Origin of the sequence: Mycolicibacterium diernhoferi (assembly GCF_019456655.1) — a bacterium.
GTDB lineage: Bacteria > Actinomycetota > Actinomycetes > Mycobacteriales > Mycobacteriaceae > Mycobacterium > Mycobacterium diernhoferi.
The window spans coordinates 3,331,495-3,348,976 of the sequence record NZ_CP080332.1; the positions used below are offsets into that span (position 1 = coordinate 3,331,495).

Genomic DNA, 17,482 nt, shown 5'->3' on the forward strand with positions numbered 1-17,482 from the left:
GAACCTCACACACCCGCCGGCAGGATGTTGGGGTTGGCGTTGGCCGGTGGCTCCAGCGGCGGCAGGGTGGTGGTGCCGTCCAGGCTGTGCACGGCGAGTTGTTGTGACCACGGGTAGTGCAGGCTGAAGGCGACCAGCCCGGTGCGTTCGGCGGCCGGCCGGTGGCACATCGCCAGCACGGTCTCGGCGAGGTATTCGACCGGCTCGGTCGGGAAACTGTCCGGGATCAGGCTGGCCGCACCGGGTGTGCGGACCGCGCTGGACGGCCCGACCGCGTTGACCGCGATATCGGAGTCCACGAGTTCGGCGGCCACACCCTGGGTGAAGCGGTGCAACGCGGCCTTCATCGATGCGTAGATGACGTCGCCGGAGGTCTTGTTGTACTCCCGGTAGGGCCTCGCCGGTGCCAGCCCGGTGACCGAACCGATGTTGACGATCCATCCGGCGCCCTGGCGGCGCATGTGTGGGACCGCCGCCTGGGTCAGCACGAACGGGGTGCGGACGTAGTGCTCGATGGTGCGCTCGAAGGTGTCCATCGCCATGTCCTCGACGACCGAATAGTCGGCGTAGCCGGCATTGTTGACCAGGATGTCGAGCCGTCCGGTGCGCTCGATGACCTGATCGACCAGCCGGGCACGCTGCTCGGTGTCCTCCAGGTCGCAGGCGATGCCGAACGCGGTCCCGCCGGCGGCTTCGATGAGTTCGATGGTCTCACCGATGGTGCCGGGCAGTTCGGCGGCCCGGCCGGCGCGGGTCGATACCGAGGGCTCGTAGGACCGGGCAATCACCGCCACCGTGGCCCCCTCGGCGGCGAGCCGCTGCGCGATGGCACGCCCGATCCCTCGGCTACTTCCGGTCACCAAAGCTGTTCTGCCGAGCAGTAATCCGGTCATCGGACGAGCAGATCCTCTTCGTTCGGGGCGCGGTGGCTCTGCCACACGTCGATGAGCTTGAACGGGAAGGCGGTCACGATCCGGCCGCCGGAGCGGTAGTACGTGTGCGCCGTCGGGGTGTGGCACCACACCGTCTGTGCCATCGTCTCGTCGATGTGTCGCACATAGGCCTCGAACGCCTCGGGTGTGACCTCCAGCGTCGACGCCTCACGCTGGGCCATCAGCTGCAGGCATTCCATGAGGTAGTGCACCATCACCTCGACACCGAAATTGTGCCCGGCACCGTGCCCCGGGCTGTAGTTCGGCGCCGAGGAGATGAACATGTTCGGGAAGCCCGGCACCAGCCCGCCGCGATAGGCGCTGGGGCTGTCACCCCACACCTCGGCGAGTCGGACGCCGTCACGGCCGCGGATATCGATGGTGGACAGGAAGTCCAGGTGATAGCCGGTGGCGTAGATGATCACGTCGAGGTCGATCTGGCGGCCGTCCTGGGTGAGGATCCCGCGTTCGTTGACGGCGGCCGGTTCGCTGGCCTCAACGTCGACGTGCTCACGGGTCAATGCCGCGTAGTAGCCGCCGGGGTCGCGGATGATCCGCTTGCCGTACGGTGCGAAATCGGGGGTGACCTTCTTGCCGAGGTCGGTGTCGGCGCCGAAGACGCGGTCGATGTAGTCGCGACACATCTGCAGCAACACATCGTTGGCCGGCGAGATCGAGAGGTGCTCGGCGGCCCACTCCGGGTCCCGCACGATGACCGGGTAGTTGTTGTCCGCGGTGCCCCAGAACGACTTCAGCCGATTCCAGTTGGCGTAGAACGGTACATGGGCGTTGAGCCAGCGACGGTGTGCGGGCACGTCATCGGTCAGGCGTTTGCGCGGCGCCACCCAGTGCGGTTGGCGCTGGAACACCGTGAGGTGCTCCACCTCGTCCACGGAGGCGTCCACGATCTGTACGGCGGTGCAGCCGGCACCGATGATCGCCACCTTCTTGCCGCGCAGCGACAGTTCGGGATCCCATTCGGCGGAATGGATGCTCACGCCGCCGAAGGTGTCCCGGCCGGCCAGTTCGGGCCAGCGCGGCCGGTTGAGGTAACCGGCGGCCGGCACCACGACATTGGCGTAGCTGACATCCTGGGTGCCGTCGGCGGCGACGGTGCGCACCTCCCACAGCTTGCGGTCCTCCACCCAGCGCAGCGCCTGCACCTCGGCGCTGAAGCGGATGTGGTCACGCAGCGCGTTCTTGTCGGCGACCGACTTCAGGTAGCGCTGGTATTCAGCGCCCTGTGGGTAGTAGCTCGACCAGTCACCGTTGATGTCCCGGGACAGTGAGTAGTAGGCCGACGGGGTGTCGACACCGATGCCCGGGTAGACAGTCGTGTACCAGGTGCCGCCGACATCGTCGTTGCGGTCGATGATCTCGTAGGCGATTCCGGCGGCGGCGCATTCCAGCGCTGCGGCCATGCCGGCAATGCCGGCGCCGATGATCGTGACCTTGAAGTCGGCCGGAAGTTTCGCGGTCCGCGGCAGGACGGGCTGCGAGGGCTGAAAGCCGCCCTGCTCCAACAGCAGTCCGATGTACTCGGCACCGACGTCGGTGCCCAGCGCGAGCGGTGCGACCCGGGCGAACAGCTCCGGATCGTCGCCAGGCACAGCCCCGGCCGGTCGCGGGTTCGCCAGCGCCTCCACCAGCGCGTCGACCAGTTCCGCGTGAGTTTCCGGATCTGTGCTGCCTCGCTGTTCGGGCGGGTCTGGGGTGAACGTGATCCGGTCGGCGAACCGGTCCACGACGCTCACCTCACCGGTCACCTGCGCCAGCACCGCCACCAGGATTCCGGCATCGGCTTCCTGCAGGTTGGCCCGCAATTCTGCGAGGTCCAGCCGCACTTCGGCGGCTGCCACGGTCACAGCGATCGTCATCGATCCTCCTCGGTCGTGGCATCGAGTATGTGGTCGCCGAAGGTGGACCGGCGGCCCGATTTCTACTGAGCGGGACGCCATGCGCAGTAATCCGCGGCCACGCCTACAGTCCGGGGCATGGATGATCTGCACGCCGTCCTGGCCTCGGCGCGTAGCCATGCCCTCGGTGACATTCCGCGGCGCTCGGCACGAAGGCAACCCCACAAGACGGCGATCATCGACGGCGACGTGACCCTCACCTTCGCCGAGTTCGAGCGTCTGGTCGATCGTGCGGCGGCGGCGTTGGCCGACAACGGCTTCGGCGTCGGCTGCCGGGTGGCGGTGCTGGCACACAACTGCTGGCAGTACGCGGTGCTGGCGTTCGCGACCGCACGTGCCGGGGTGGTGCTGGTGCCGGTCAATTTCATGCTGACCGCCCAGGAGATCGCCTTCATCCTCGAGCACAGCCAGGTGACCGGCTTCCTCGTCGAGGCAGATCTGGTGCCTACGGCCGAGGCGGCGATGCAGTGCGGCGGGCGGGTCGAGGCGAAGGCCGCCCTCGTATTGTCCGGCCAGACGCTGCCGCCGGACTGGGCGGACTTCGACCGGTGGTTGCAGACCAGCTCCCCCGCGCCCAACCCGTATGTCGAGGACGACCAGCTCATCCGCCTGATGTACACCAGCGGGACGGAGTCACATCCCAAGGGCGCCATGCATTCCAGCCGCAGCCTGATGGGCAACTACATCAGCTCGATCATCGCCGGCTCCATGGAGGGCAGTGACGTCGAGATCCATTCCCTGCCCCTGTATCACTGCGCCCAGCTCGACAACTTCCTGATCACCGATGTGTACCTCGGCGCGACCAGCATCATCCTGCCCCGCCCGGATCCGGAGCTGGTGCTGCGGACGATCGAAGAGCATTCGGTGACCAACTATTTCGCACCGCCTACGGTGTGGATCTCGCTGCTGCGGTCACCGGTGTTCGATCAGGTGGACCTGTCCAGTCTGCGCAAGGGTTATTACGGGGCTTCTGCGATGCCGGTGGAGATCCTGGCCGAGATGCGCGAACGGCTGCCCAATCTGCGGTTGTGGAACTTCTACGGCCAAACGGAGATGGCTCCGTTGGCGTCGGCCCTGGGACCGGATGAGCAGGATGCCCACGCCGGGTCAGCGGGCCGTTCGGTGATCAACGTGGAGACGGCGATCCTCGACGAGGACAACACCCCGGTCATCCCCGGTACCGTCGGCGAGATCGCGCACCGCAGTCCACACCTGATGCTCGGGTACCTCGACGATGACGTCAAGACCGCAGAGTCGTTCCGCGGCGGCTGGTTCCATTCCGGCGACCTCGGCTATTACGACGAGCACGGTCTGCTGCATGTGGTGGACCGCAAGAAGGACATGATCAAGACCGGCGGCGAGAACGTCGCAAGTCGAGAGGTCGAAGAGGTCATCTACCGCCATCCCGGAGTGGAGGAGGTGGCCGTCTTCGGCCTGCCGCACCCGGTGTGGGTCGAACAGGTGGCCGCCGCGGTGGTGACCCGCGACAGTACGCACCTCACCGAGGATGAACTGCTGGTCCACTGCCGGTCGCACCTGGCCGGCTTCAAGACCCCCAAGCAGATCCTCTTCGTCGACGCGCTGCCCAAGAACCCCAGCGGCAAGCTCCTCAAACGCCTCCTGCGAGAACAGTTCAGCTAGGGCGTGCCTCCCATATGGGTGCCGGTTCTGAGGCGATGCGGTGACGGCGGCATCGCGATATCGGTTCTTCAATGACGCTCAGCGGGAGATGGTTTCGAGGCTCTTGCCATCGAACGACGGACTCCGAGGTCATCCGTTCGGTGATGACCGGCGTGTCGTGGAAGAGATTCTCTACCGGTACCGCACCGGCGTTCCGTGGCGTGATCTGCCGCGTGCTGAGTTCGGGCCGTGACAGACGGTATGGAAACGTCACCGTCGTTACGCCGGCGACGGGACCGGGTGCTGATGGCGCTGTTGTCGATGGCTGACACCGAGGTCCGGTTGGATCGGTCGGCGAGATCCTCGTACCGCGTCACCGTGGGCGAGCACGTTCACGACCAGATGCGGTGATCGCCGACCGGGCCTACTCCAGCGGAGTCACCCGACGCCAGCTGCGTGGCCGCAGGATCACCGCAGTCATTCCGCAGAAACGCGAGGGGAACGCCGCCCACCAACGCCGTGAACAGGCCGGTGGTCGTCCACGGCGTTGGCGAGTTCCACTACAAGCAGCGCAATCTCGTCGAACGATCATTCGCACTGCTCAAACAATGGTGCGGACTGGCCACCCGCTACGACAAACTCGCCATCGTCTACCGCGCAGCCGTCGTCCTCAGCGCGCGCATCAGCTGGACACGCCCATTAGGAGACACGCCTAATCAAAGGTGATGACGACCTTGTCGGCTGCGCCCGGCGTGGAGACACACCGCAGTGCCTCGTCCAGATCATCGAAATCAAACGTATGACTGATGATGACCCGGTACTTCTCCCAATTGTCGACGATGTCCTTGGTTACCTCGAAGATCTCGTTCGGATAGCCCATCGACCCCACGATGGTCAGTTCGTTGCTCATCACGTTCATCAAGTCCAAGCTGATCGGCTCTTTGTGGACGGCGACGATACCCAGCTTGGCACCGCGTTTGGCCACGCCCAGGGCCGTGTCGAGCACCGCCGGCACCCCGGCGGCATCCAGGAAGACGTCGGTGCCTGCCCTGTTCGGCCACATGGAGTCCCCTTCGCCGTGGAGGTCGATCAGCCGGGCGGCCAGGTCCTCCTCCGCGGAGTTGATCACGGCATCCGCCCCGACCTTCAGCGCCTTCTCCAACCGGTCCGGCAGAATGTCGGCCACCACAACGTGTTGGACTCCGCGCGATTTCAGGGCGATGGTGATGCCGAGCCCGATGGGCCCCGCCCCGAACACCAGCACCTGATCACCGTGTCGAGGCGCGACCTGGTTGACCGCGTGCAGGGCCACCGCCATGGGTTCGTTGAGCGCCGCCACCTGGTAGGGAACGTGGTCGGGGATGACCTCCACGCTCCGACCTCGCACGGCGTTCGTGATGAGTAGATACTCGGCCAGTGCACCGGTCGATCCGCCGTTGCCGATGATGTCATCGGCAACCGCCATGGGGTTGACCACGACACGGTCGCCGACGGCGATGTCTCGTACCTCGGCGCCGACCTCTACCACCTCCCCGGCTGGCTCATGACCGATCGGCATGCACCCCTGCCGGGGCGGCAATCCGCCGATCGAGATGTAGAGGGTGTCGGAACCGCATATTCCACATGCCCGGATCTTGACGAGGATGTCGGCGGGTCCCACGGACGTGGCCTGCACATCGACGATGTCGACCTGTTGGGGCGCGGTGATGATGGCTGCTCTCACTTTGGAGTTCCCTTCTCATAGCTGTCGTCGGTCAGTTCAGTAGAGGCTGTAGCCGCCGTCGACGACCAGCGCGGATCCGGTGCTGTAGGCCGCGTTGGCGCTGCATAGGTAGAGGATGGGGCTGGCGATCTCGTCGGGTTCGGCGAAGCGGCCGAGTAAGATGCGGTCGATCTGCCCCTGTTTGATCTCGGGTACATAGTCCATGGGCGCTGTCATCCGGGTCGCGACCACGCCGGGTACCACGGCGTTGATCCGGACACCGTCTGCGGCCCACTTCGCGGCGAGGTTACGGGTCAGAGCGAGTACGCCTGACTTGGCCGACCCGTATCCGGGGACCACCGGTACGGCACGTATCGCGGCCATGGAGGCCAGCATCACCACGCTCGCCCCGCCGGCCGCGTTCGATGCCTTCAGTGCGCTGTGCAGTCGCTCGGTCAATCGGAATGGTGCCAGCAAGTTCACCTCCACCGATGCGGTGAACCCCGCCACGGTGGATTCGTCCAGGCCACCGGGGAAGTTTGCCCCGGCGTTGTTGATGAGAATGTCCAACTCCGTGAATGATTCGGCGAGGGAATCGATGGCGGACGAATCGGTCAACGCCAACTGCCGGTATTGCAGCCCGGACAGGTCGACGTCGTAGTCCTGCGGCCCTCCCCGGGTGCCGGTGATCGTGACATGCGCGCCGCTGTCGCGTAACAGCGTGGCCGTCGCGTGACCGATGCCACTCGTGCCGCCGGTGACCAACGCTGTCGCACCGGTGAAATCGAACGTTACGCGGTTGGTCATGCCAGCTTCGCGATCTGCTGGTGCAGCCAGGCGGTTTCCCAGAAGTTGGTGCTGCTCTCCAGCAGCAGCTCGTGGGCGGCGATCAGCACGTCGGTGGCCTCCTTGTTTGCGGGATCGGTTTGATTGACGATTTCGGCAAGTCGCAGGGCCCGGACCGGCTCTCCGGCGTCAAGAAGTGTGCGTGCCCGGTGCAGAACCGTTGCCGTGCCGGCAAGTTCGAGCAGGTCGGCTTCTGTTCGGTCCGGGTGCTCGGCGTAGAGTTCGGCCGTGGATCGGTGATGGAACCAGCCCGCATAGTTCTCCCAGATCGCGCGGACGTTCCAGCGGACCATTCCGTAGCCCTGCCCAACCTCCAAGTCGGCGGGCAGCACCACCTCCCGCATCAGCGTGTGCACATCCTTGCCGGCGTTCATGCCCTCCACCGTCCGGTCGTGGATGTAGGACACGGCGTCGCGCAGCCGAGTCAGTTCCCATTCGATACGGTCCTTGCCCACGATGGGACCGAAGTGACCAGTGAGCAGGGTTTCGGCACCAAGTGCGCGGACTCGATCGATGGACTCCACAACCGTCAACGCGTCCCGGTAGCGGTCGCCGCGCATGGTAACCAAGTTCGGGATGTGCCCGAACAGCGCACCGAACACGTTGCCGCACAGGCACACGCCTTCGTCTGGAAGCCACACCACGAGGCTGTCGGTGGTTTCGCCACCGGGCGTGGCGTACAACTCGAGACGGCGGCCGCCCAGTTCGATGACAAGTTCGTCGTCGAACGTGACCGTTGGGATCGGAACGCTCTGTGCGGGTACCGATCCGAATCTCGCCGTGGTGCGCTCGATGGTGGCCATCACCTTGTCGATCCACGCGAATGCGGAGTTCCGGGCCCGGAACTCCGCAAGCAACTCATTGTCCCGCCGCCATGTCTCCCAGCTCGTCTGGGCGACGATGTCGGTGCCGGGGTCGGCTATCGAGTCGATGCCACCGACATGGTCGACGTGCCCTTGAGTGAGGATGATGTAGCGGATCGGCGCCGCATCGACGGCATCGAAGTTCGCCCGGTGCACCGGCCCCTCGAAACCCATCCCCGTGTTCAGAACGATCCGGCCCGCGTCGGTCGTCAGCATGAAGGAATTGGACAACCCTGGAGACAGCCATATTCCAGGACTGACCTCCTCGGCGGGCGCGCCGGCACCGACGATGTCGTCGGCGCCGGGCCGACCCAGGTACACGGGTTCGTAGGTACTCACGCTTCCTCCCGCACGTCGAAGCGATCGAAGTAGAACCCGAAGCGGGCCCGGATCTCGTCGGGCGATCGCCCGAAATGCCCTTGGAGGTCATATCGCAGGCTGCCGTGTTTGCCGCGCGGGTTGTCATCGAGGTACCGGCGGAAGGCCGCGCGAGCCTCCGTGGTGAGTTCCGTGCCGTTGTACGCGTACAGGGTCTCCAGGATCGACATCTCGGTGCCGTTGAGGTGGTGGAACGCGATGTCCACACTCTGGTCGGATCCGACGAGTTCACGGTCCCGTACGCACGCCCGCAGCAGCCTCTCGACGCGGTCGATCCAGTAGTCCACCAGCCCGTCTGGGTCGATCTCCTTGCGCCGGACGCGATCACCGTAGGCCAGCATCGTGACGGCAGACTGGATGACCGCCACCGGATCCCGGTGAGTGAAGGCGACGGTCGCGTCCGGGAATGTGCGCATCAGCGGTCCGAGTTGCTCACAGTGTTGCGGCGACTTCAGCACCCACTGCCGCGGGCCCCGCAGAAAGGTCAGTGCCTGCAAAATGGAGCGCAAATATCCGTAATGCGCGTCCTGGTCCAATCCGAGATAGAAGTCGCGCCATTGTGGAACCCGGCCATGCCACTCCAACACATAGCTCGCGAAGTCCAGGTCGAGAAGCTCCACCTCCTCCTCGATCGCTTGGGGGAACCGGTCATGCATGGCCTGGATCAGAGGGGTCACCACGTTCGCCGATTCGTGCTCGGTAACACTGCGCGCGAACCGAGGGTCGACGCCGTTGACGTCTGGCCCCTCACCGTGTAGCGGGAAAGGTTCCTGACTCTCCCAGTACGGCAGCGCGCGTCGCCGGGAATCCGCTGCGATGAGGTTCACCAGATGTGTGGTGCCGGAGCGCGGGAGCCCGACGACGATGATCGGCTTCTCGATCTCGATGTCGTGGATCTCGGGATACCGGCGGAGCAGATCGGTCAGTAGCAATCGCTGGGAGAGCAGCCGCACGATCCGGTTGTGCAGGATGAAACGGTTGAGGTTGGTGTTGCCGGAGTCCGCGTCGACTGCCCCTGCGTACGCGTCGAGCCGTTGACGAAAGTCACTGGGCCCGAAGTCTTCCAGACCGGTCTTTGCGATCGCCTCGGCCATGAGCGCTGCCGGATCCAGGTCGATGGTCACGGCTTCGAGCTGGTCGAGTATTCCCCGTTGCACCGGGTCGAGTACCGGGCTGGTCAGATCTTCGATGGCTAGTACGGCGGCGGCCATGCGACTCCTCCGTCTTTCTGTGGTGTGACGAGTATTCGTTGTAGGCTTCGAATATATGAACGCCAAGCTAGGCCCGCCCCGAGACGCGGGTCAAGACCCTTCACCGCCGACGCGACGTGTCGTCGCGATCGTGGAACTCCTCGCTGCGGCCGCCCCAGAGCCGTTGACGCTGGCCGAAATCTGCCGCGACCTGCGCATCAGCCGCTCCACCGGGCACGCCATCCTGGCCACGCTGTGTGCCTGCGACTGGGTTCTCCGCGACCCACTCAGTGGGAGGTACGCGCTGGGCGGTGGCATGCCCAGGGCCAACCCGGCCAGCGTGCCGATGTCACGACTGCTCCGCGAACCGATGCGTCGACTGTGTTCCACACTCGGCGTAGCCGTGTGTCTTTCGGAAGTCAGGGACGGCGCCATCGTGGTTGTCGAATCGATCGCTCCGGACGCAGGGCGCCCCCTCGTGCAGGCCGGCCAACAGTTGCCCTTCGTCGCACCGTTCGGGCGCGAATTCGTCGCGTGGGCACCGGCGACTGCACGCCGCCGGTGGCTGGATGCCGCGGGTCCGGTCAACGACGTCTTCCACGCCCGAATTCCGCAGGTGCTCAACGAACTCCAGGTGCGCGGCTATGGAATCGAGCGGCTCAGCGACCCACTGCTGAAGGTGTACACGGCGCTACTGGCCCTCGACGGCGGCAACGTGGCCGACCCGGTGGCGGTACGCCTGGCCGGCGCCGTCGCCGATCTGACGATCGTCGACTTTCTGCCCGGCGAACTGGCTCAGATCGACCAGAGTCCACTTGCGACCATCTCGGCTCCGATCTTCAGCGGGGAGGGCAACGTCGTGATGTCGGTGTCGGCGCAGGCATACAGTCGCCTCACCCTTGAGCAGGTTCGCAGCACCGGCGATCGCCTTATCGAGTTCGCAGAAGAAGCGAGTTCTTTGATTGCGCAGCATGTCCTGTTTATCGGAGATTCACCGAACGCCGATATCGGGTAGCCGGACTGCCCAGATAGCGACGCTCCCGATCAGCGGGATGTGAGTCGGCACACACTCCAACTGTCCATAGCATTCCGTATCACCCAACGGCACAACGTGATTCGGCGTCGGTAGACGTCAGATGAAAGGGCTCAGCACATGACTGGATCACACCTTCGATACGACCCGTCCACGCCGGAATTTCAGACCGAACTGTGGGATGTATACCGCGCCATGCGAGACGATCACCCGGTGTACCAAGACCCGGACGGCCAGTTCTACGCGCTGACCCGATTCGACGACGTCTGGGCGGCCGCCGCCGACCACGAGACGTTCTCCAGCAAGGTGGCCGAGGCCAACGAGCTGCTGCCCCAACTGATCTTCATCGACCCGCCGCGGCACGGGGCACTGCGCAAGCTGGTATCCCGGGCCTTCACCGCACGGCGAGTGGCGGCGATGGAGGACGACATCAGGCGATCCATCCAGGGACTGCTCGACGAAATCGCCGCCGCCGGCGACACCTGTGAATTCCAGCACGACTACGCCGCAGTCATCCCCAGCGTCGTCGTCGGCAGCATGATCGGGCTCGACGAGCAGCACGTCGCGCCCATGCGCACCTGGACCGAGGCCTTCATCGGACTTGCCGACACCGGCGCACCGCTGGAAGCGGCGATGAACATCTACGCCATGTTCGCCGAGTTGCTCGAAGAACGTCGCCGCAACCCGCGCGACGACCTGATGACCGCACTGCTCGACGCGGAAATCGACGGAGAACGGCTCACCGACCAGGAACTGCTCGGGTTCTGCCTGCTGCTGGTGCTCGGCGGCAACGACACCACCGCCAGCCTCATCGGGTCCGGCACGGTACTGCTGCTGCGACACCCCGAACAGCTCGACGTGCTGCGCAGCGACCCGTCGCTGTGGCCGTCCGCGATCGAAGAGATGCTGCGCATCGAGGCCCCCACCCAGGCGTTGCCACGTACCGCCACCCGCGACGTCGACTTGCACGGTGTTCGGATCCCGGCCGGATCTCGGGTCATGTTGGTGTGGGGCGCCGCCAACCACGACGACCGTGAGTTTGCGGACCCCGAGCGATTCGATGTGACACGGCACGTGCAACGCCACACATCGTTCGGGCACGGCGCGCACTTCTGCATGGGATCCGGGTTGGCCCGCCTGGAGGCCCGCCTTGCCTTTGCCGAGTGGTTTCAGCGGTTCCCCGACTGCAAACTGGGCGGCGAACCGGAACGCATTACCTCTGTCTGGGCTCGCGCGTTCGACTCCATTCCGCTTCGGCTTTGCTGACCGACCCCCAGACCACTTGTTAACCGCTGGGCGGGAAGCACGGGTCACAGCGCGAGCGGACGCCGTTAACGTGCCGTCATCCGGGTCGGTCATGCGCCGACCCGTCTATGAGCGAGAGGATTTCGAGCCCGTGAGCCCAGCTCCGTTCCAGGGTCGCATCGCCCGATTCGACGAACCCGGCAAGCCGTTCGAAATCGAGTCGGTCACCTTGCCCGGCATCGGTCCCGGCGAGATCTTGATCAAGGTCACCCGCGCCAACATCTGCGGCTCCGATGTGCACGCGTGGCACGGCACCTTCGCCACCCGTGGTCTGGGCGGGCAACTGCCGACCGTGCTTGGCCATGAGATGGTCGGCGTCATCGCGGCGATGGGTGACGGCGTCCACGCCGACTCCAACGGCAAGCCGCTGACCGAGGGCACCCGGGTGGTGTTCCCGTACTTCTTCTGCTGCCACACCTGCCGGAACTGCCTGGCGGGCCGCCGGAATGCATGTCTGAACCTGAAGATGGCGATGCTGGGTCGCGCCGACGAGCCGCCCTACTTCGTCGGCGGCTACGCGGACTACTTCGTGCTTCCCGCGGGCGCGGTGGTGTACACCGTCCCGGACGGGGTATCCGACGAGATCGCGGCCGGCGCGAACTGTGCGCTGTCCCAAGTGATGTACGGGCTGGAACGGGTGGACCAGCAACTCGGTGAATACGTGGTGGTACAGGGCGCGGGTGCACTGGGCCTGTACGCCGTGGCGGTCGCCAAGGCCCGGGGCGCCGCCAAGGTCATCGCCATCGACGGTGTGCCGGAACGGCTCGAACTGGCCACCGCATTCGGCGCCGATGCCGTCATCGACATCACCGAGGTCAGCACCGAGAAGGAACGCGCCAAGATCGTCCGCCGGCTCACCGACGGGCAGGGCGCCGATGTGGTGGTCGAGGTCGTCGGGCATCCCTCGGCAATCGACGAAGGTCTGAAGCTGCTCGGGCAGTTCGGCCGATACGTCGAGATCGGCAATATCAACATCGGCAAGACCTTCGAATTCGATCCGTCCCGATTCGTGTTCTCCAACAAGACGATGGTCGGCGTGTCGCTCTACGACCCGGCGGTGCTGTCCCGCGCCCTCGACTTCCTCGACGAGTACCAGCACAAGCTGCCATTCGACCGGCTCGCCGCGGCCTGCTACTCCCTCGATGACATCAACGATGCGTTCGCCGCCGCCGAGACCAAGCGCGATGTCCGCGCCAGCATCGTGCCCTGAACCCCGCCATACCGAAAGCCAGCGAAAGTTCTTGATGAGCAACCACCAATACACCCGCACCAAGCTCTATATCGACGGTGAATGGGTCTCCCCCGCCGGCACCGACACCATCGAGGTGATCAATCCGGCGACCGAGCAGGTACTGGGTACCGTCCCGGGCGGTACCGACGCCGATGTGGATGCCGCCGTTGCGGCGGCCCGCAACGCCTTCGACCCGCTGATCGGCGTACCCGAACGGCGGGAGCGGCTCGACGCGGTGATCACGGCGATGGAGAAACGCCTCCCGGACATCGCCGAGACCATCACCGCTGAAATGGGCGCGCCGATCCGGATCGCGCAGACGGTGCAGACCCAGGTGCCCCTGGCGGTGGCGCGCGGATTCGCCGATGCCCTGGCGGGTTTCGAGTTCGAGGAGCGCATCGGCAATTCGCTGGTGACGCGCGAACCCTACGGGGTGGTCGCGGCCATCACCCCGTGGAACTACCCGCTGTACCAGGTGGTGGCCAAGGTCATTCCGGCGATCGCGGCGGGCTGCACGGTGGTGCTCAAACCGAGTAACGAGGCGCCGTTGTCGGTGTTCGAGTTCGTCGAGGCCCTGCAGGACGCCGGGCTGCCACCCGGAGTGGTGAACCTGGTGTCCGGTCCCGGCCGGATCATCGGGGAACGGATGGCCGAGCACCCGGGCGTCGACTTCGTCTCGTTCACCGGCTCCACCGGTGTCGGCAGCCGTGTCGGCGAACTCGCCGGTCGGACCGTCAAGAAGGTGGCCCTCGAGTTGGGTGGCAAGTCAGCCAATGTGATCCTCGACGGCGCCGACCTTGCCACCGCGGTGAAGGTCGGCGTCGGCAATGCGTTCCTCAACGGTGGTCAGACCTGCATGGCCTGGACCCGGATGCTCGTCCCGCAGTCCCGCTACGGTGAGGCTCTCGACATCATCGAGGCCGCGGTCGCCAAGTACACCGTGGGCGACCCGACCGATCCGGGCACCCGGATCGGGCCGTCCGCGTCGCTCGCCCAGCAGCAGACAGTGCTGGGCTTCATCGAACGCGCGTCCGGCGACGGCGCCCGGCTGCTGACCGGGGGTTCGCAGAAGGTGCGCGACGTGGGCTATTACGTCGCCCCGACGGTGTTCGCCGATGTCGATCCGAACTCCGAACTCGGCCAGGAGGAGGTGTTCGGACCGGTGCTGGCCGTGATCCCGTTCCGCGACAGCGACGACGCATTGGAGATTGCCAACGGCACCCCGTACGGACTGTCGGGGGCGGTCTGGGCCGCCGACGATGACACCGCAATCGCCTTCGCCCGGCAGGTGCAGACCGGTCAGCTCGACATCAACGGCGGTAAGTACAACCCGGCCGCTCCCTTCGGGGGCTACAAGAAGTCCGGCATCGGCCGCGAACTCGGCCGGATCGGCTTCGAGGAGTTCCTACAGGTGAAATCGCTGCAGCTGCCGTGACCGAGCCCATTCGTATCAGCAGGACCGGGTCCGTCGAGACCTGGACCATCAACCGGCCCGAGTCGGGCAATGCGATCACCGGCAAGGATGTGATCGCCGCGTTCGAGGCGGCAGCCGAAGGGGCCAACGCCGACATCGCCGTCCGGGCCGTCATTCTCACCGGCGAAGGCAAGATCTTCTCCGCCGGCGGCAACGTCAAGGAGATGGCCGACCGCCAGGGCATGTTCGGTCTGGACCCGATCGAACAGCGCTGGGCGTACGTCGACGGCATCCAACGGATCCCGCGGGCCCTGGGCCGACTGGAGGTGCCGATCATCGCCGCCGTCAACGGCGCCGCCGTCGGCGCGGGCTGCGATCTGGCGATGATGTGCGATATCCGGATCGCCTCCGAACGTGCATCGTTCGCGGAGAGTTTCGTCGCGCTCGGACTGATCCCGGGTGACGGCGGATCCTGGTTCCTGCAACGGGCGATCGGCTACGAGCGCGCCGCCGAGATGACCTTCACCGGCGACCGCATCGACGCGCCGACCGCACTGGCCTGGGGTCTGGTCAGCCGGGTCGTCCCGCATGACGAACTGGTGAGCACGGCGACGGAGCTGGCCGAGCGGATCGCGCAGAACCCCTCTCACTCGCTGCGGATGGCCAAGCGCCTGCTGCTGGAGTCGCGCACCGGGACATTGGAATCGACGCTGGCCATGGCCGCGGCCATGCAGCCGCTGGCCCACGCCGATGCGGAGCATCAGCAACGCATCGCGCGCTGGCGGAGCAGCTGATGGCACAGTTCCGACTGGTGCCACCGGCCTCCGCCGATCCCACCGCCACCGCGGCGCTTCGTGCCGAGGTGCGCGGGTTCCTTGCCGAACAGCGCGCCGCAGGCACCTATTCACCGGCGGCGGACAGCTGGCTGAGCGGATGGGATGAAGTGTTCACCGAGGCGCTCGCCGCCCGCGGCTGGCTCGGCATGACCGTCCCGAAGGAATACGGCGGGCACGGTCGGTCGTTCATCGAACGGTTCGCCGTCACCGAGGAACTGCTCGCCGGGGGTGCCCCGGTGGCCGCGCACTGGATCGCCGACCGACAGATCGTGCCGTCGTTGTTGAAGTACGGCATCGAGGTACAGAAGCGGGAATTCCTCCCCGAGATCGCGGCGGGCCGGTGTTTCTTCGGCATCGGCATGAGCGAACCCGACTCCGGTTCCGACCTGGCCAGTGTCCGGACGAAAGCCACTCGGGTGGAGGGTGGTTGGTCACTGACCGGCACCAAGGTGTGGACCTCTGGCGCGCATCATGCGCACGCCTTCATCGTCCTTGCCCGCAACGCGCCCGCCGATCCCGCGCACCGCCATGCCGGACTCAGTCAGTTCATCGTCCGCTTCTCCGGTCCGGGTGTCGAAGTGCGACCGATCATCTCGATGAACGGCGGGCACCACTTCAACGAGGTGATCCTCGACGAAGCCTTCGTCCCCGACGACATGGTGTTCGGTGAGATCGGCGACGGTTGGCGCCAGGTGACCTCGGAGCTCAGTTTCGAGCGCAGCGGACCGGAACGGTTCCTGTCCACCTTCACGGTCCTGGCGTCGTGCGCAGACGAAATGGCGGCGGGAAACATCGTGCCCGACGCCGATCTCGGGCGGCTCGTCGCCCGGGTCGCCGGCCTGCACCAGATGTCGACGGCGGTGGCCGGCGCGCTGGAACGGCACGAGAACGCGGATGTCGCCGCGGCGGTGGTCAAGGTACTGGGCACCACCACCGAGGGCGATATCGCCGACTACGCCGATCTGCGGATCGGCGACCACAGCTCGGTCGACGCCGCTCTGCACGACGCAATTGTCCTTGCCGTGGACCAGCGTCCGGGGTTCACGTTGCGCGGTGGAACCAACGAAGTGCTGCGCGGTGTGATCGCGCGCGGATTGGGCATGCGATGACAGACTCCCACGTTCTGCAGTCGTCGGCGGTCGACACCGACCTGGTCACCATGATCGACGCGGTGTTCGCCGATCACCGCTCATCCAGGCCGTCCGGTGCCCCCGTGCTGGACCTCGACTTGTGGCACAGCCTCGATGAACTCGGTTTGGTGCGGTTGACCGAGTCCGAGACATCTGGCGGGAGCGGCGCCGGCTGGGCCGAAGCCGCCGAACTGATGTCCGCCGCCGTGCGTCACGGCGTGCGCGTCCCGTTGCCGGAGCACGATCTGCTGGCCGGATGGATGCTCACCGCCGCAGGATTACCCCCCAGCGAGGGGGTGCGCACCATCGCGGTGCTGGACGGGTCCGGGGCGGCCACCGCCGCGCCGTGGGCGTCGTCAGCGCAGCACATCGTGGCGGCGTGGCCCGTCGAGAGCGGATACGAGGTCACCGATCTCACCGCTGACCAATGCCGAATCACACCTGGTACCAACATGATCGGCGAGCCGCGCGACAATATCGCGGTGGACCTGTCCACATGCAGGGGTGTGCCTGTGTCCGCCGAGCTCATCGACGTGCTCCGGCTCAAATCGGCTCTGGTGCGGTCGATTCAGGTGTGCGCCGCGTTGCAGCAGATTCTGCACCTGAGCATCGAGCACACGTCCTCGCGAACGCAGTTCGGGCGGGCACTATCGAAGTTCCAGGCCATCCAGCACATGGTCTCCGATATCGCCGCCGAAACCGCGCTCGCACAAGCGGCCACCGAGGCCGCGCTGACCGCCGCGATCACCAGCGACTGGACCGCCGGCAACCTCGAATTTCTGGTCGCCGTGGCCCGGTCCTGTACCGGCCACGCGACCTCGGTGGTGGTGCGCAACGCCCACCAGGCACACGGCGCCATCGGCACGACCATCGAGCACCGGCTGCACGAATACACCCGTGCGGCACTGGCCTGGCGTTCGGAATACGGGTCGGTGCGGCACTGGGATCACGCAGTGACCCGCGCCGCGTTGGCCGCCGGCGCATCGGGGTTGTGGCCGTTGATCACCGACTGAGCGCAGCCCCGTTTGGTGTTCCACTGACCGGTCAACCTCATGTCGGTGATCAGCCATCACCGGTTGACTCGTG

16 protein-coding genes and 1 pseudogene are annotated in these 17,482 nt (G+C 65.9%); 11 read left to right on the plus strand and 6 right to left on the minus strand.

Going from position 1 to position 17,482, the window contains the following annotated elements; all coding sequences use genetic code 11:
* Nucleotides 1-5 precede the first annotated feature (5 nt).
* Both K0O62_RS15820 and K0O62_RS15825 read right to left on the minus strand, forming a co-directional pair.
* Nucleotides 6-893, minus strand: coding sequence for an SDR family NAD(P)-dependent oxidoreductase (locus K0O62_RS15820; protein ID WP_073858713.1), 888 nt, complete (start codon nt 891-893; stop codon nt 6-8).
* A complete protein-coding gene (locus K0O62_RS15825) occupies nt 890-2,809 on the minus strand; it encodes a flavin-containing monooxygenase (protein WP_073858714.1) in 1,920 nt (639 codons plus the stop codon). The genes K0O62_RS15820 and K0O62_RS15825 overlap by 4 nt, the downstream gene beginning before the upstream one ends.
* A 117-nt stretch (nt 2,810-2,926) precedes the next feature.
* Between K0O62_RS15825 and K0O62_RS15830 the strand changes: the two genes are divergently transcribed.
* From K0O62_RS15830 to K0O62_RS15840, 3 genes are all read left to right on the plus strand, one after another.
* Complete coding sequence (locus tag K0O62_RS15830; RefSeq protein WP_073858715.1) at nt 2,927-4,489, plus strand: acyl-CoA synthetase; 1,563 nt, start codon at nt 2,927-2,929, stop codon at nt 4,487-4,489.
* Nucleotides 4,490-4,577: 88 nt separating this feature from the next.
* On the plus strand, nt 4,578-4,721 hold the full coding sequence (locus K0O62_RS15835) for a transposase (protein WP_079244236.1): 144 nt from the start codon (nt 4,578-4,580) through the stop codon (nt 4,719-4,721).
* Entirely contained in the window at nt 4,718-4,879 is a 162-nt protein-coding gene (locus K0O62_RS15840; RefSeq protein ID WP_205870629.1) for a hypothetical protein, read from the plus strand. The genes K0O62_RS15835 and K0O62_RS15840 overlap by 4 nt, the downstream gene beginning before the upstream one ends.
* Nucleotides 4,880-5,180: 301 nt before the next feature.
* On the opposite strand, the gene K0O62_RS15845 is transcribed toward K0O62_RS15840, so the two are convergent.
* From K0O62_RS15845 to K0O62_RS15860, 4 genes are read right to left on the minus strand one after another with little or no spacing between them, the layout of a single operon-like run.
* A complete protein-coding gene (locus K0O62_RS15845; RefSeq protein WP_073858716.1) occupies nt 5,181-6,191 on the minus strand; it encodes a zinc-dependent alcohol dehydrogenase in 1,011 nt (336 codons plus the stop codon).
* Nucleotides 6,192-6,227: 36 nt separating this feature from the next.
* A complete protein-coding gene (locus K0O62_RS15850) occupies nt 6,228-6,977 on the minus strand; it encodes an SDR family NAD(P)-dependent oxidoreductase (RefSeq protein WP_073858717.1) in 750 nt (249 codons plus the stop codon).
* A complete protein-coding gene (locus K0O62_RS15855) occupies nt 6,974-8,218 on the minus strand; it encodes an alkyl sulfatase dimerization domain-containing protein (protein ID WP_073858718.1) in 1,245 nt (414 codons plus the stop codon). Before K0O62_RS15855 ends, K0O62_RS15850 begins: the two co-directional genes overlap by 4 nt.
* Nucleotides 8,215-9,468 carry a sulfotransferase family protein gene (locus tag K0O62_RS15860; protein ID WP_073858719.1) on the minus strand — a complete coding sequence of 418 codons (1,254 nt, stop codon included), beginning with the start codon at nt 9,466-9,468 and terminating at the stop codon, nt 8,215-8,217. Before K0O62_RS15860 ends, K0O62_RS15855 begins: the two co-directional genes overlap by 4 nt.
* 55 nt (nt 9,469-9,523) lie before the next feature.
* Here K0O62_RS15860 and K0O62_RS28980 point away from each other — a divergent pair.
* From K0O62_RS28980 to K0O62_RS15895, 8 genes and pseudogenes are all read left to right on the plus strand, one after another.
* Nucleotides 9,524-9,721, plus strand: a pseudogene (locus tag K0O62_RS28980) (helix-turn-helix domain-containing protein); the annotation flags it as partial.
* A gap of 42 nt (nt 9,722-9,763) precedes the next feature.
* Nucleotides 9,764-10,462 (plus strand): transcriptional regulator, encoded by a 699-nt coding sequence (locus K0O62_RS15865; protein ID WP_245006542.1) that lies wholly within the window; start codon nt 9,764-9,766, stop codon nt 10,460-10,462.
* Between the two features lie 213 nt (nt 10,463-10,675).
* A complete protein-coding gene (locus K0O62_RS15870; RefSeq protein WP_165637038.1) occupies nt 10,676-11,746 on the plus strand; it encodes a cytochrome P450 in 1,071 nt (356 codons plus the stop codon).
* A 91-nt stretch (nt 11,747-11,837) separates the two neighbouring features.
* Nucleotides 11,838-12,995 carry a zinc-binding dehydrogenase gene (locus tag K0O62_RS15875; protein WP_097933769.1) on the plus strand — a complete coding sequence of 386 codons (1,158 nt, stop codon included), beginning with the start codon at nt 11,838-11,840 and terminating at the stop codon, nt 12,993-12,995.
* A gap of 34 nt (nt 12,996-13,029) precedes the next feature.
* A complete protein-coding gene (locus K0O62_RS15880; protein WP_073858722.1) occupies nt 13,030-14,451 on the plus strand; it encodes an aldehyde dehydrogenase family protein in 1,422 nt (473 codons plus the stop codon).
* Nucleotides 14,448-15,224 carry a crotonase/enoyl-CoA hydratase family protein gene (locus tag K0O62_RS15885; RefSeq protein ID WP_073858723.1) on the plus strand — a complete coding sequence of 259 codons (777 nt, stop codon included), beginning with the start codon at nt 14,448-14,450 and terminating at the stop codon, nt 15,222-15,224. The genes K0O62_RS15880 and K0O62_RS15885 overlap by 4 nt, the downstream gene beginning before the upstream one ends.
* On the plus strand, nt 15,224-16,375 hold the full coding sequence (locus K0O62_RS15890; RefSeq protein WP_073858724.1) for an acyl-CoA dehydrogenase family protein: 1,152 nt from the start codon (nt 15,224-15,226) through the stop codon (nt 16,373-16,375). Before K0O62_RS15885 ends, K0O62_RS15890 begins: the two co-directional genes overlap by 1 nt.
* On the plus strand, nt 16,372-17,409 hold the full coding sequence (locus tag K0O62_RS15895; RefSeq protein WP_073858725.1) for an acyl-CoA dehydrogenase family protein: 1,038 nt from the start codon (nt 16,372-16,374) through the stop codon (nt 17,407-17,409). Before K0O62_RS15890 ends, K0O62_RS15895 begins: the two co-directional genes overlap by 4 nt.
* The last annotated feature ends 73 nt before the right edge of the window (nt 17,410-17,482 follow it).